General features: G+C 67.7%; 11 protein-coding genes. 4 read left to right on the top strand and 7 right to left on the bottom strand.

Features of this window, described 5'->3' with window-relative positions; translation table 11 throughout:
* Nucleotides 1-122 precede the first annotated feature (122 nt).
* Complete coding sequence (locus tag LGR54_RS14470; protein WP_230362700.1) at nucleotides 123-1,658, top strand: glycosyltransferase family 4 protein; 1,536 nt, start codon at nucleotides 123-125, stop codon at nucleotides 1,656-1,658.
* A gap of 125 nt (nucleotides 1,659-1,783) precedes the next feature.
* On the opposite strand, the gene LGR54_RS14465 is transcribed toward LGR54_RS14470, so the two are convergent.
* The 4 genes from LGR54_RS14465 to LGR54_RS14450 all read right to left on the bottom strand — a co-directional run bounded on the left by LGR54_RS14465 (nucleotide 1,784) and on the right by LGR54_RS14450 (nucleotide 6,981).
* A complete protein-coding gene (locus tag LGR54_RS14465) occupies nucleotides 1,784-3,283 on the bottom strand; it encodes a hypothetical protein (RefSeq protein ID WP_230362699.1) in 1,500 nt (499 codons plus the stop codon).
* Nucleotides 3,284-4,465 carry a polysaccharide biosynthesis/export family protein gene (locus LGR54_RS14460; RefSeq protein WP_230362698.1) on the bottom strand — a complete coding sequence of 394 codons (1,182 nt, stop codon included), beginning with the start codon at nucleotides 4,463-4,465 and terminating at the stop codon, nucleotides 3,284-3,286. It lies immediately after the preceding gene.
* A gap of 123 nt (nucleotides 4,466-4,588) precedes the next feature.
* Nucleotides 4,589-5,998, bottom strand: a complete 1,410-nt coding sequence (locus LGR54_RS14455) for a glycosyltransferase family 4 protein (RefSeq protein ID WP_230362697.1) — start codon at nucleotides 5,996-5,998, stop codon at nucleotides 4,589-4,591.
* Nucleotides 5,999-6,009: 11 nt separating this feature from the next.
* Complete coding sequence (locus LGR54_RS14450) at nucleotides 6,010-6,981, bottom strand: hypothetical protein (RefSeq protein ID WP_230362696.1); 972 nt, start codon at nucleotides 6,979-6,981, stop codon at nucleotides 6,010-6,012.
* 230 nt (nucleotides 6,982-7,211) lie between these two features.
* Here LGR54_RS14450 and LGR54_RS14445 point away from each other — a divergent pair, with 230 nt between their 5' ends.
* Entirely contained in the window at nucleotides 7,212-8,006 is a 795-nt protein-coding gene (locus tag LGR54_RS14445; protein WP_230362695.1) for an SDR family oxidoreductase, read from the top strand.
* A 12-nt stretch (nucleotides 8,007-8,018) separates the two neighbouring features.
* On the opposite strand, the gene LGR54_RS14440 is transcribed toward LGR54_RS14445, so the two are convergent.
* Both LGR54_RS14440 and LGR54_RS14435 read right to left on the bottom strand, forming a co-directional pair.
* Complete coding sequence (locus LGR54_RS14440; protein WP_230362694.1) at nucleotides 8,019-10,103, bottom strand: glycosyltransferase; 2,085 nt, start codon at nucleotides 10,101-10,103, stop codon at nucleotides 8,019-8,021.
* Nucleotides 10,103-11,074, bottom strand: a complete 972-nt coding sequence (locus tag LGR54_RS14435; RefSeq protein WP_230362693.1) for a hypothetical protein — start codon at nucleotides 11,072-11,074, stop codon at nucleotides 10,103-10,105. The genes LGR54_RS14440 and LGR54_RS14435 overlap by 1 nt, the downstream gene beginning before the upstream one ends.
* Nucleotides 11,075-11,355: 281 nt before the next feature.
* On the opposite strand from LGR54_RS14435, the gene LGR54_RS14430 reads away from it, so the two are divergent.
* Nucleotides 11,356-12,612 carry a hypothetical protein gene (locus LGR54_RS14430; RefSeq protein ID WP_230362692.1) on the top strand — a complete coding sequence of 419 codons (1,257 nt, stop codon included), beginning with the start codon at nucleotides 11,356-11,358 and terminating at the stop codon, nucleotides 12,610-12,612.
* Between the two features lie 13 nt (nucleotides 12,613-12,625).
* On the top strand, nucleotides 12,626-13,279 hold the full coding sequence (locus LGR54_RS14425; RefSeq protein ID WP_230362691.1) for an ABC transporter ATP-binding protein: 654 nt from the start codon (nucleotides 12,626-12,628) through the stop codon (nucleotides 13,277-13,279).
* A 4-nt stretch (nucleotides 13,280-13,283) separates the two neighbouring features.
* On the opposite strand, the gene LGR54_RS14420 is transcribed toward LGR54_RS14425, so the two are convergent.
* Complete coding sequence (locus LGR54_RS14420; protein ID WP_230362690.1) at nucleotides 13,284-14,585, bottom strand: capsule biosynthesis protein; 1,302 nt, start codon at nucleotides 14,583-14,585, stop codon at nucleotides 13,284-13,286.
* Nucleotides 14,586-14,595 lie beyond the last annotated feature (10 nt).

Genomic DNA, 14,595 nt, shown 5'->3' with positions numbered 1-14,595 from the left:
CAGCCACCGGAGCGTTCCCGACGGCGGCCCCGGCGACCCGTCGCCGGTCTTGTCTTCCTCTTAGGGAATCCATGTGCAATCTTGCACATATATCCTGATGGCGACTGAGTATGGAATTGCGAATGATCCGCGCCGAGCCTCCTGGAGAGAAGGAAGTCTCCGGCCGCTGGGAAGACATCCATGATCGGCTCGATCGGCTCGAAGCCCGGCAGGCCGAACTTCTCGAAGACATCAAGGGGGTTCGCGAGCAGCTTCTGGTCATCGGCGGCGTGCTCGAACAGGTGCGCGACAAGCGCCTGATCGGCTGGTCGCGGCCGCCGACCTCCGGCCCCGGCCTGCTGCTCTATCGCTTCTTCGAACTGATGCGCTCGCCGGGGGAGGCGCTGGCCTTCCTCGCGGAGCTGGAGCGCCATGCGCGCGAGGTCAGCCGGCGCACGCGCCGCGCCGGGCCGTCGGCGCCCTGGCAGCTGGAGTTCTCCACCGTCACCTATCTGCGTCGCCTCACCGGGGCGCTGAGGGAACTGCTGTTCGGCAAGGCGGCTCCGCATTACCGCATCGTCCATCGCGGCGGGCGGCGGCTGGCCGGGCGCCGTCGCAAGGTGCTGCACGTCATTCCCAACCTCAATATCGGCGGCTCGACGCAGCTGGTGATCGATCTCATCGAGTATCTCGGTCTCGAGAACGAGATGCAGATCCTGACGGCCAAGCTTCCCGCCGGCGGGGCGCCGGTGGGAGCGATCGTGCATCTGGTGCCCCTCGGCAGCCGGGCGCCGGCCTTCGCCCATGTGCTGGACGCCTTCTCGCCCGAGCTCGTCCATGTGCAGTATTGGGGCGGTTCCGACGACCCGTGGTATGCCGAGGCCTTCGCGGCCCTGCGCGGGCGCGGTCTGCCGATCATCGAGAACGTCAACACGCCGGTGCCGCCGCTGCTCGATCCGGGCGTGAACGCCTATGTGTTCGTCTCGGACTATGTGCGCACCCACTTCGCCGCCGATCTCGATCCGGCGCTGGCGCATGTGATCCATCCCGGGATCGACCGCAGCCTGTTCCGGTCCGTCCCCGCCGCCCGGGCGGGGGATGCCGACGTCGCCGACACCGTGGTCATGGTGTACCGCCTGGAGCGCGACAAGCTGGACGACGCCTCGATCGAGGTGCTGATCGAGATCGCCCGTCAGCGGCCGGCCACGCGCTTCCTGGTCGTCGGGGACGGGCCGTTGCTGGATCTGTTCATCCAGCGCACGGTCGAGAGGGGCGTGCGGGCGAATTTCGAGTTCACCGGCAGCGTTCCCTTCGGGGCCCTTCCGGAGCTTTATGGCCGGGCCGGCACCTTCATCGCGCCGGTGGTGCGCGAGAGCTTCGGCCAGGTCGTGCCCTTCGCGATGAATATGGGGTTGGCGGTTTGCGGCAATGATATCGGCGCGCTGTCGGAGATCCTCGACGGCGCCGAGACGCTCGGAGGCGATCCCGCCGACACCGCAGCAAAGGCGGTGGCGCTGCTGAACGACACCGAACGCCGCGCCGCGCTCGGCGAGCGCAACCGGGCCCGCAGCGCCATGTTCGGAGTCGAGGAGATGGTGGAGCGCTATGCGGCGCTCTACGAGCAGCTGGTTCCGGCACTCGACATGCCCGGCTTCCCGCCGGCGCAGATCTTTCGCTGATTCCGTCGCGCCAGCGTCACGGTGGCCCGAGTTCATCGGCCCGCATGCATTGCCCCCGAATTCGCCGTGGGCCCCGGCCCGCTCTGTGCGCGAGAGGTTGTCGCGGCCCGTCGCAGCGCCTGTCTTCAGCCGTGGTCGCGCAGGTTCTTGGCATAGGTCGCCCCCATGCACCAGAAGCCGAAGAACACCAGCAGCACGATGAATGTATCGATGAAGACACGCGGAAACGCGGCCAGATGCGGCAGGAAGGGCGGCTCGAAGATCATGACGAACGCCTGCTGACGCAGGCTGTCCGACAGCGCCATGGACTGCGCGGCCTCGGCGCGGGAGACGCGGTCGATCATCAGCTTGCGCCTGGTTTCCAGGTTCTCCTGCATCACCAGCGATTGCGGCACGCTCTTGCGGTCGCCGGCATGGGTGCTGCCACCGATCTGCGCGTCGAGGCCGGAGATTTCGTTGTCCAGCGAGTCGAGCCGATTGGACAGGTTGCGCGTCGGCGCCGTATCGTTGCTCATCGATGAGCGTGCGGTCGTCAGCTCGGCATTGAGCGCGACCCGTTGATCGCGCAGCATCGATGCCAGTCCCTGGAGGGCGAGCGCCGAATAGCTGGCGTCGACCGTTCCCTGCTCGTTGCGGAACGCCTCGAATTGCTTCAGCAGATTGGCGAGATCCGCACGCGCCAGATCGACTTCCTTGGTGGCGCGCTCGAGCCGATCCTGGCGCGCCCGGGCGGTGATCGCGTTTATCAGCGCGGTGGATTCGTCCAGTATGGCCTGCGACAGCGAGAGCGCATCCTGAGCCGTGTAGGCCTGCACGTTGAGGACCAGGATTCCCGTGATGGCGTCCACGGACAGATGGACCATGGAGTTCCATTGCGCCATCAGCCGATCGAAGGCGGGGTCCTGGGAGCGGGGGGACTCAGGAGTCTGACGCGCTATGTGGAACACCGCGTAGAGATCCATCTTGTCGAGAACCCGCTCGACCATGGCGCGGCTCATCACATTGTCGACCAGGATGTGCGATTCCTGGTTGTTGGTGGCGCCGGATAGCGCGGACAAGTCCCGTGAGAAGCGGCTGGATTCGCCCCCCAGCATTTCCACCGTGCCGCGCACGACGAATTTCGATTCCGCGAGGAAACGCGGTGTCGCGAAAAACGCCAGGTAGATGGCAGCGATCAGCGTGGGCACCAGGACGGCCAGGACGAAGCTGATGCCGAGCCGCCGCCGCGTGCGCTGCTCCCGGGCGGTCAGCAGCGCCGATATTTCCGCCTCGAGATTGGTCGCCGGCGCCCTCGCCGGGGCCTCGGTGGCCGGAGCCTGGGGGGCGGCGGGTACGTCCGGCGCCGCCGGGGCCGGCTTGGCGGCCGGAGCTGGTTTGGCGGCCGGAGCCGGCTTTGTGCCTGGTGCGGGCTTGGCTGCGGGCGGTTTGCCCGCCGGCGCCGTTTTGGCGATCGGCGCCGCCTGGGGGGGCGGAAGCTCCGAACTCGCGAGTGGAGGTGCCGTAACGAAAACCGGTTCTTTGGGCGCAACCTTCTTGGCGGCTGCCTTGGCCTGCGCTTGGCGCTTGGCCTTCATCGCCCTCTGCTTGCGCTCTTCGCGCTCCCGGTCTTCGTCCAGCTTCTCCAATCAGAACCCATCCGCAATATTTGTGGCTTGCGATATCGGCGAGGCCACGGTGCTGAACACCGACAATACCTTGTTCAGATCCGACAGCGGCGCGTTGGAAATATAGATCGCGTCCTTGTTGCGCATACGGAAGCCGCTGGCCAGCAGGATAGCATCCGCCTGATGCATGTTAAGCTGGTAGACCACCCGAACATAGCCATTTTGCGACGAAGCCGTGTGCTCCGGGTTCAGGGCTCGGGCCACCTTTTCCGTCTCGAAGCGCATCAGGTAGACGCCACGCGGGTCCGCGCGGTTGTCCATCGGGCCGCCGACCTGCGCCAGCGCTTCCGTCAGGCTGATGCCCGCGGTGCTGAAGGCCACCTGCGCGTTGCGCGCGGCGGCACCGAACACGGTGAAGGTCTGCGGCTCGCGGATGATGCTGATCGTGTCGTCCGGCATCACATAGACGTTCTCGGACGGCCGGCCCATGATCGTCTGCAGCGGCACGGCGGCATTGACGCCGCCGCGGGACATGACGACAAACGCCTCGTGCACGGGGATCTTGTTGCCGCCGGCGGTAGCGATCACGTCGAGGATGCGTTCGCCGCGCGGGGTGAGCATGATGCGCCCCGGGGCGTTCACCTCGCCGATCACCGTAGCGGTGTTGTTGACGCTCTTGGTGACCACGACCAGCGCCTGCGGCTCGATCGCCTTGCCGGTCAGGTTGGAGACGATGGTCTCCTCGACTTCCTCGGCCGTCTTGCCCGCCACCTTGATGCGGCCGGCGAACGGCACGGAGATGGTGCCGTCCTTAGTGACCTGCTGCTCCGGGATCGCCGCGGATTGCGAGCCGGTGCCGAGACCGTCCACCGCCGGGCGCGAGAACAGGCCGCCGGCGGCGCCTTCCCACACGGTCACGGTGACGGCGTCGCCGACGCCGATGACATATTTCGACGGCCGCTTCCGGTTGCTGAAACGACCTTCGAGCGTGGGGGGAGCGTACTGCGACAACGAGGTCAGGACATCCCTGTTGATGTCGACCAGCATGAAGTCGGAGATCTCGGGGTCTTTAGACTGGGAAGCTTCGGTAATCTGTTGACGGTTGGGGCCAGCACTCGGAACGATGCCGCAGCCGCTCAGAATGATCGCCGAAAGGAGCGTAGAAATAACGCCTACGCGGGGTAAAGTCTTCCAGACAATCATACTGCCTTCCTTATATTCGGCGGAGTTTATAGCCGCTCATTGGCGCCGAAGCGAGGCGACGACCTCGGTGCAACGCGGTTTTGGTTATTGAAATGCTACCTGTGGCCGGGGTGCCACATGCATCTAGCCACCCAATAATACCGGCAATTCGGCCGGCACTATGCCACAGGCGCGGTAGATTGCGAGCACGTCGCGGGCCATGTCGATGGAGGTGCGCGGATAATCGACGCCGCGGCTCATCCGGGCCGCCAGGCCGGGGTCGTCGATGAACGGGCGCAGGGCCGCCGCGAGACTGTCGGCGTCGCCGGCCGGAAAGGCGAACCCGCTGACGCCGGTCTCGATGAAATCCCGCATGCCCGGCACGTCGGACATGATGACGGGCGTATGGGTGGCAAGTGCCTGCAGCAGCGTCAGCGGGCTGTTCTCGTGCCAGATCGAGGGAATGACCAGCACGTCGATCCCGGCCATGATGCTAGCCATGTCGGCCGGGTCGAACAGCCCCGCAAACCTCACCTGCATCCCCTCCGCCATCGTCGCGATGCGCGCGGCATAGGCCGGGTGCTGGTCGAGCGGTCCCCACACGTCGACTTCCGGCGCCGGCTGTCCGGCGGCCGGCCTCAGCCCGCGCACCGCCTCGATCAGCACGTGCAGGCCCTTATGCGGCGCGATCTGGCCGATATAGCCGATGCGCAGCGGCCCCGGAGGCGGCGGTGGCTTCGGCGTCCGGTCGATGTCGACGCCGAAGCGCGACACCGTCATCGGCACCGTGATGGCGTTGTCGCGGTAGCGCTGGGCGGTGAACTCGGTCGGCACGATGGCGGCACGGTAGGTGTTCAGCGCCTCCTTGAGCACGGCCGGGCGGTCGCACACCGCGTCGATCTCCTCGCGCAGGGCGCGCGGCAGCACGGGGCGGTAGAGCAGCGCGGTCAGTGCCGACAGCTGGGGCATCGGCCAGCGGCCGAGCAACTTCCACCAGCTGTCGGCGGGGGCGGTGCGCTGCTTCTCGTGCACGCCGCAGGCGAGGCAGCCGAAGCGCAGATGGGAAGGGCCGGCGCAGGGCGTCCCGGAGGGCGTGCTCAGCAGGCCGGTGTGGCAGAAGCCGTGGAAGTCGGTGAAGGTGGCGACCAGCGGAATGTCGAGCTGCCGGGCCGCCTCATGCGCCGCCGTGGTGTGGTAGAGAAAATGGCAGACATGCACCACGTCCGGCTTCAGTTCCTCGAATAGCGACCGGTAGAGCGGCACCCGCGAGGGGTCGTCGAAGGTGGAGCGGGTGTCGGTGGCGAGCGCCGGCACGCGGATGACCGGCACGCCGTCCCAGTCCTCGCGCACGATCTCCGCCGGGCCGTGGCGCCGGGCGGCGATGACGGTCGGGCGATGGCCGAGCTGCTTCAGCGCCCGGCTCAGTTCGAGCGTGTAGATCTCGGTGCCGTAATTCTGGTCCGGCAGAAAGGCGTGCACCATCAGGGCGATGGAGAGGCCCGGCGGGAACTCTGGCGAGAGACCGGGCGTGAGGTCCGGCAGGGATTGCGACATGCCCCGGTTCCTCATGGCGCCAGCGGTTCCGCCTGCCGGGCCCAGTCGGCGACCGTGGCGCGCAGGGCGGCGGCATTGGCGGCGATGGCGGCGGGGTCGTCGAGCAGGCCGAGCAGCGCCGTCTCCCAGGCGGCGGGATCCTCCGGGATCAGCGGCACCGTGCCGGCCAGCGCTTGCGAGGCCGGACCGGCGCCGAACAGCGCGGCGGCGCCGAGCCGGGCGGCGTCGATCGCCTTGGTCGGCGCGCGCGCACGGTTGACGGCGGTGTCGCGCAGCGGCGCGATCAGGACGCCGCCGCCGCCGGTGGTGTGGTCGCGATAGGCGGGCCAGTCCATTTCGCCGATGAAGTGCACCTGCTCCGAGAACCCCCACAGCGGCGCGGCGGCGTCAGGGCCGATGACCTCGATGCGCGTGGCCGGGCGCTTCGCCAGCACCCGGCGGACGATGTCGGCGGCGAGGCCGTGATCGCCGAGATGGCTGAGCTGGGCATGATAGCGCACGAGGTCCGAGGGCGGCGGCAGCGGCGCGGCGAGGTCGTCGGCGCCTGGAAGCGGCGTGATAACCTTCGGTTGCCAGGCGGCGAGGCGGTGGGCCAGCGTCGGCGTGGAGACCCAGAGCCGGCAGCCGCGCGACCGCAGCAGCCGCAGCGGCAGCAGTCCCTGCAGCGCCACCAGCGCGCGGTAGCCGAGGGGCAGCCGGCGGTCGCGGAGCATCGCCTTGTAGTCGTCATCGACGAAGGCGGCAAGGCGCGCGCCCGGCGCGGCGCGCAGCGCCCGCAGCCAGCGCCAGGGCAGATAGCGGCAGATGATCACCAGGGCGTCGTCGAGCGCGACGTCGGCGGGGTGATGCAGGCGGGTGTCGATGGTCTCGACGCTCACATCCATCCTCGCCAGCCGTGGCATGAGGTAATAGTCGGAGCTGGGATTGGCCCCGCGCACCAGCACCAGCACACGCTGGCGCGGCGACCTCGCATTTCCAACCATACGCCCCGCCTCTCGGCCATCACGCACTCCACTCCTGCGTGTTTAACAGCAGCTTCGTGCCGGCGGAAAGCTCTTCCTTCGCACTGCGGCAATGGTGTAAGCCAGCCGTCATGTCCGCTCCAGCAGGCCCGAGGATGCAGCCGGACCGCGAGCCCGCTCAATCTGCACGTGAACCCGAGACGCGCGGAAGCGTTCCGTCGGGTGCCATCCGTCGCGATTCCCTCGCCATCGTGTCGGGCGGATCGAGCGGCATCGGCCTCGCCTGCGCCGCCGAGCTGGCGGCGAGGGGGCATCGCGTGGCGCTGCTCGCCCGTGACGAGGCGCGGCTTGCCCAAGCGATCGAGACGATCCGGCGCGATCATCCGGCGGCGCAGTTGGTCGCCCGTCCGCTCGATGTGAGCGACGCCAGCGCCTGCGAAGCGGCGGTGGCGGCACTGGTCGCCGAGCATGGTCCGCCGGCCTGGCTGGTCAACAGCGCGGGCATCGCCGAGCCCGGCCTGTTTCTCGACCAGCCGCTGGCCGCGCATGAGGCGCAGCTCGCCACCAATTATCTCGGCTCGCTCTATCTCTCGCACGCCGCGGCGCGCCACATGGCGGCGGCCGGGAGCGGCCGGCTGGTCTTCGTCTCTTCCGGGGCCGGCCTGTTCGGCATTTACGGCTATTCCGCCTATGCGCCGTCGAAATTCGCGGTGAGGGGGCTCGCCGAGGTGCTGCGCGTCGAGCTGGCGCCGCTGGGCATCGGCGTGACGGTGGCCTATCCGCCGGATACGCGCACGCCGCAGCTCGAAGCCGAGCGGCGCACCAAGCCGGCGGCGACGCGGCTGATCACCGCCGGCGGCGGCGAGTGGGAGGCCGAGGCGGTGGCGCGCAAGATCATTGCCGGCGCGCTCGCCGGTCGCTTCACCGTGGCGCCGGGCCTGCCGACCGCCTTCGTCAACCTGTTCCACAGCGTGATCGCGCCGCTGCTGCGGGCACGGCAGCGGCGGCTGATCCGGGCGGCGGAAGCCGGTCGACCTGAAGGCTGACCGGCGGCGCCTTCATCCCCGGATGGGGGAGGGGGCGGGCGCCTCGGCGGGCGTCTCCGCCGGTGCTGGCGCCTGTCGTGCGGTCGGGGTGAACAGCAGCCCCTGGGCGAGGCGCAGGATCGAGGCGACCTCGTTGCCGTGATGCTGGCGCACCAGCTCGCTGATGCGGGTGCGCGCGCCCCACAGATCGCCCTTGCGCCAGTTGGTCTGGTTGCGCCATGGCTCCGCCTTGTACCAGACCAGCGCCTCCGGGACCGTGCCGATGCGCAGGCCGGCGAGCTTGGCCTGCACCAGCGCCCGCCAGTCTTCCGCGTGGTAGAGGAAGCCGTCCTCGACGAAGCCGCCGGCGGCGAGGAATTTCTCGCGGTCGACGATGAAGTTGGTGTCGCCGATCACGTTGAAGACGTAGCAGGCGGCGCCGCCGTCGCCGAGGAACAGGAAGCGGCGATAGGCGCGCTCCTCCGCCATGTCGGCGTCGGAGGCCACGAAGTCGAGCGCACAGGTGACGAGGTCGAGATCCCCCGCTCTCAGGGCACGGGAGAACACCTCCAGTTCCTGCGGCTTGGAGACGTTGTCGTCGTCGTGGAACTTCACCCACTTGCCCTTGGCCGCCTTTGCCGCGGCATTGCGCGCCGCCGCCGGGAAGCGGGCGCCGTCCGAGCGCGCCACCCGCACCGGGAAGGGCAGGTCGCTGCGCCCCGGCAGGGCGGCGAGGAAGGCCTGCGCCTCCGGCGTCGCCGAATGGTCGTCGCCGACCACGATCTCCAGCGGCTTCAACGTCTGGCGGGCGAAGCCGTCAATGGCGCGGGCGAGGCCGGCGGGATTGTCGCGATGGGTGATGCAGACCGAGATGTCGGACGTCACCGGCGTCGCCGGCACCGAGGTCCGGCGACGCTCGGCGTCTTGTTCCAGCAGCTCGCGGGTGAACTCGGCATGCTGGCGCGCGGCGTCGGTGGCGGGAATGTTCCCGCGCTGCACCCCGCCGCCGGCCTCGACGAAGCGGATGAGCGCCGCGCCGACATCCCAGGCGGTCGGCGGCACGAAGCAGTTGGCGCGGTCCTGCGGCGCGACCAGCTCGGCGCCGCCGCCTACTTCCGTCGACAGGAAGGGAATGCCGCGCGCCAGGCATTCCTGGATGGTGCAGGGAATGTTGTCGCTGAGCGAGGGCATGACGGCGAGCGCGCCGGTGGATTGCAGCAGGTCCAGCGCCTCGTTGGCGTTGAGGTTGTCCAGCAGCTCCCATTCGATGTCGAGCCGCGACATGCGCAGGCCGAACATATCGGCTGAATAGGCGGGGTCGTTGATCTTGCCGAGCAGCAGTACCTTGAACGGCCGGCTCGCCCGCTGCTGCAGCATCTGCAGCGCGTCGATGAACAGGTTCAGGCCCTTGCGGTGCTCCAGCCGCCCGAAGAAGGCGAGGGTCGGCACCGCGCCGGCGGTCTGGGCGGCGCGGATATTGTGCCCGGCCTGGGCGTGCGCCTTCGGCAGGATGTTCTGGATCACCCGCACCGTCGGCGGCATCGTCCAGCCGTCATTGCGCAGGAAGGACAGCATGTACTCGCTGGGCGACAGGATGGCGTCGGCGTGCTGCACCGAGCCACGCTCCATCGCCTCGCGGAACAGCACGTTGGGGCTGATCACCGGCGCATTGCTCCAGCGCATCGACCAGGCGGTCGGGCCGTGCAGCTGCGCGACGATCGGGCCGCAGTCGAGCAGGCCGGCGCGCTTGGCCAGAGCCGGGTAGTAGCCGATGCCGAGATAGTCGGCGACATGGACGATGTCGTAATGCGTCTCGCGCAAATGCCGGTACACCGCATAGGAGCGCAGCGGGTCCGAGCCGCCGCCGGCCATGGCCGGGACGGCGACGTTCTCGAGGACCGACGGGTCCAGTTCCTGGAAGCCGATGCCGTCGCGCCCGAGCGATTCCCGCCACATGGCGGCGTCGCCGACCTCGTAATTCGGGTTGGCGTAGATCACCGTCACCTTGTGGCCGGCATCGACCAGGGTTTCGGCGAGGCCGCGCAGCGCCGTGCCGACCCCGCCATTGCGGACCGGCCCGGCGAAGTCCGCGGTGGCGATGGCGATCGAAGCGGACATCAGGCTTCCTCGGAGCTGGCGAGTGTGTGGACCTCCTCGCCGTCCCGGACCGACAGCGTCCACGGCGTGTCGGCGGGGATCATGCCGAGCGGCGCGGAAAAGGCGCAGAAACCGTCCATGCCGGTCTGCGCCGCGATGTCGCGGCGGTAGAGCGTCGTGTAGGCGGACCAGATCTCCTCCGCGCCGGCGCTCAGCACCACCTTGGGACGTCGGCCCGGCGCCAGCAAATTGACCGCCCAACCCTTGAGGAAATCGGGACGCAGCCCGGCGCGTAGCTGTTCCTCGATCGGCTGCTCGAGGAAGGTCACGACCTTGGGCGGGCTCAATTCGGCGAGGAGGGAGCGCCGCCCCCTCTGTTCGGCGAACAGCTGCAGCCGGCTCTGGCGCAGCAGGAAGCGCAGCGGCAGCGGCTCCCAGAACGCGCGGGCGTCGGCGTCGAGGTCGGCGCGCTCCATTCCCGGTGCGAAACGGTGTTCCTCGCCGCGCTCATTGACCGCGAGCAGCACGAGCGGGGTGGGATCGGACGAGGCGACCCAGCCGGTGACGTGGGTGCGGGCACAGGCTTCCACGTTGAAGCGGAACTGCGGCACCAGCAGGCTGCCGGGCGACATCTTGAAATTCGCCCGGTAGCAGGGCGTGCCGCCCTGCATCACCAGCAGCGTCACGGTTTCGTCAGTATCGTCCGGCTGAATGCCGAGACCGAGCCAATTGGTCAGCGGGAAACTGAAGCCGCAATGCAGTGTATCGTAGCCACCCATCACCACGTCGGGGCGCGGCAGCGTCGGCGTTCCGATGTCGAAGCTCCGCGGGGTGACGACATGTACCGCCAGCGGCCCCATGGACGGGTTCTTGGCGATCACCCATCCACCGACGCCGAAGGCGGAAAAGGATTCGAGGTTTCCGGTGACGAGTTGGGATTTGATGCCTTGGCCGACGGGCGGCCCCTTCAAGGCGGATTGGCCAGACAGCATCCGAAACCCGCTCCCCACCTGCTCGCCATGCTCCTGTCGATCATCGCTCGGGCCCACCTTGACGATTGGCCCTTGAGACCAGCTTTTATCCGGCACCCTATTTGGAGTAAAGTGCGTCAGTAGGTGTTCTTCCTACGGCATGCTCTTCAGTGGGTGGTGCGTGCGGCGGTTATGTATCGTGATGTATTTTTAAGTATTGTTTTATCCATGTGGACCATGTTTTGTTTTTCTCTGGTAGAAAGCCCTGAATCCAGATGAGTGTCGAGTCGGCCTCGCATCCCATGACTGACACGACTCGTCGCAACGAATTGCTGGCCTTCAGCTCCCGGTTGTCGGACGAGCTGCGGCGCACCGCGCGGCAGGCGCGCGTCCGCGGCATTGCCAAGGGACAGCGCCGGGCCGTTCATTTCGTTCGACGCGTGCCCTGGCTGGCGATACCCCTGCAGGTTGTGACGCGGCCGAGCTTCCTTCTCTGCGTCGTCGCGCCGTCTGTTCTGCTGATTTTCTATTTCGCCTTCATCGCCTCCGATCAGTTCGCCTCCGAGGCGCGCTTCGCGGTGCGCGCCGGCGACACCACCTCCATCGACACGGTGACGGCGCTCACCGGCCTGCCGTCGGTTACCCAGTACCAGGATACGACGATCGTCATCGAGTATCTGAAGAGCCGGGCCATCGTCGAGGCGCTCGAGCAGAAGATCCAACTCTCCAAGATGTTCGACAGGCCGGGCATCGACTGGTTCAGCCGGCTCGGCTCGTCGGCGTCGATCGAGGATGTGGTGAGCTACTGGCGCCGCCGCATCACGACGTCGATCGAGATGCCGTCGGGTATCATCACCTTGCGGGTCAACGCCTTCTCGCCGGAGGACGCCGTCACCATCAACAAGGCGGTAGTCGAGCTCAGCGAGCAGCTGGTCAACGGGCTGGGCGAGCGCGCCCGGCGCGATCTGATCACCTCGAGCGAGCAGGAGGTGGCGCGTGCCGAGGCCCGCCTGCGTGATGCGCGCGCCGCGCTCAAGGACTGGCGCAACGATGTCGGCATGCTCGACCCCACCAGCGCGGCGGAAGGCATCCAGCGGCTGATCGCCACGCTCAAGACCGAACAATTGCGCCTGCGCCAGGAGATCTCCACCGGCTCCAAGACGCTCAACAGCGCCGCCCCGCAGCTTCAGGTGCTGAAATGGCGCGAAGAGGCCACGCAGGAGCAGATCGACATATTGGAGCGCCAGCTCACCTCGCCGGCCGGACAGGGGCACGCCTCGATCTCGAACGTCATCTCCCGTTTCGAGGAAATCGAGCTGAACCGGACGCTGGCGGAAAGCCTCTACACGCTGGCATCGTCGAATTTCGAGCGCGCGCGCATCAACAGCGAGCGTCAGCAGCTCTACCTCAACACCTTCGTCCAACCGAACCTGCCGGACGAGCCTTCGGGCCCCAAGCGGCTGCGCGACGTCCTGCTCGGCATGCTCGTGCTGTTGTGCCTGTGGGGAGGCGGTACCGCCCTGCTTCGCTTCCGCCAGACGCTGCGCCCCACCAAGTGAGAGGAAGGCGACCATGGTCATCGTCGATCACGTCACCAAGTACTACACCGTCAACTTCCGCAAGAAGGTGGTGCTGAACGACGTCTCGGTGGTCTTCAATCCCCGCCGCAGCTACGGCCTGCTCGGGCAGAACGGCGCGGGAAAATCCACCTTCCTGCGGCTGATCGCCGGCGCCGAGGAGCCCAATAAGGGGCGGATCTGGCGCAATTCCCGCGTGTCCTGGTCGCTGGGCTTCTCGGGCGGCTTCCACGGCAAGATGACCGGACGGGAGAACGTGATGTTCCTCGCCCGCGTCTATGGTGCCGATCTCAAGAAGACGCTGGATTTCGTCTATGATTTCGCCGAGCTCGGTCCCGACATCGATGCGCCGGTGGAGACCTATTCCTCGGGTATGAACTCGCGCCTGGCCTTCGCCCTGTCCATGGCCATCGAGTTCGACTTCTACCTGGTGGACGAAACCACGGCGGTCGGCGACGATCGCTTCCAGCAGCGCTGCGCGGCGGCCTTTGCCGAGCGCCGTTCGCGGGCCGGCATCATCATGGTGTCCCACTCGGTGTCCACCATCAAGAATTACTGCGATACCGGCATGATCCTGTCCAATGGCCAGCTGACCATGTATGAGGACCTCAACGAGGCCATCGAGCGCTATCGTCAGATGATGCAGTAGCGGCCTAGTCTTTGGCGGCGATCCGCGCGCGCCGGCGGGCGTTGGCGGCCCGGGCCGCGGCGAGCCGCGGCGGCGGATCGACGAAGGCGCCGGCGCCGTTGACGCTGCCGCTCACGACCCGCTCGACGATGATCGCGCGGGCATGCGCGCTGCCTTCCGGGTTGTAGAACGAGCCGCGCAGCTGGATGGTGCCGGCGAGGCCGCGCACCAGGGCGTCGAGCAACTGCATGTCGACGCTGCCGGGATCGCTCCAGAACCGGTCGAGCGGCACATCCGAGGTCAGGCCCTCGATGTCGTAGAGCGCCACGCCCATCACCTTGGTCGGGCGCCCGACGCGCAGCGCGTGCAGGCCGACCGTCGAGTTGATGACGATCACCGAGGTGGCGCGCTCCAGCATGTCCGGCAGCGCGCCGCCGTCGATCGCGGTCACCCGGTCGGCGATACCGGCCTCGCGGGCCAGCCGCATCACCTCGGTGCACCAGTCGATCAGCCCGACGTCGAGCGGATGCTGCTTCACCACGATGCCGAGTTCCGGCGGCGCGTGGCGGGCAAAGGAACCGAAGATCTCCCGCAGCATCTGTCGCTGGTCGGAATAGGGCGAGTTGTCGCGGATCTGGTAGTCGCTCTGCAGCTGCAGCGGGATGAGCACGAACGGCTTCTCCATCCGCGCGGCGAGTGCGGCGGTGGCCGCCTTCTCGCGGCGTGCCTGCCGCCACCAGCGCAGCGGGGCGCTGGCATATTCGAGCAGCGGATTATAGAAGCGGTCCGCGTGATAGCGGGGAAAGAAGAAGAAATAGAAGTAGTTGACGAGGTGGTAGAAGACCTCGTTGAAGGCTTCCTGCGCGAAGGAATAGGGGAAGACCCGCTCCTCCGGCAGCTTGTCGACCTGTCCGGCGACGGCGCGGATGGTGGCGGGGTCGCTGGGAAAATGCGACCAGCCGCCCATGCCGCCGCGCTCCAGCGTGATCCAGGCCGGGCGCAGATAGCCGAATTCGATGACATGGGGCGTGGCGCCGAGCCTGGGGGCGATCTCGGCGGCGATGCGGTGATAAGGCTGCTGGTCGCCGTAATAGATGAGGTCGGTCACGCCTTCGCGGGCGATCAGCGCGGCGAGCCAGGCCCCCCAGTCGTCGAGCCGGCCGCGATAGGAGACCGCGCGCCGGCGCCCCCAATAGAGCCATTCGGCGGTCGAGCAATTGACCTTGATGACGCGATGGCCGGCGGCTTCGAACGAGCCGGCCAGATCACGCCAGAAATGCGACGGTGGCCCCTGGAGAAAGAGCAGCGTCCTCACCGGACCGGACATGCGGGACATT

The sequence above is a fragment of the Ancylobacter sp. Lp-2 genome (assembly GCF_020523795.1).
In the GTDB taxonomy this organism is placed as follows: domain Bacteria; phylum Pseudomonadota; class Alphaproteobacteria; order Rhizobiales; family Xanthobacteraceae; genus Ancylobacter.
Note: the sequence above shows the minus strand (reverse complement) of the source record. Positions and strands in the feature narration are given on the sequence as shown.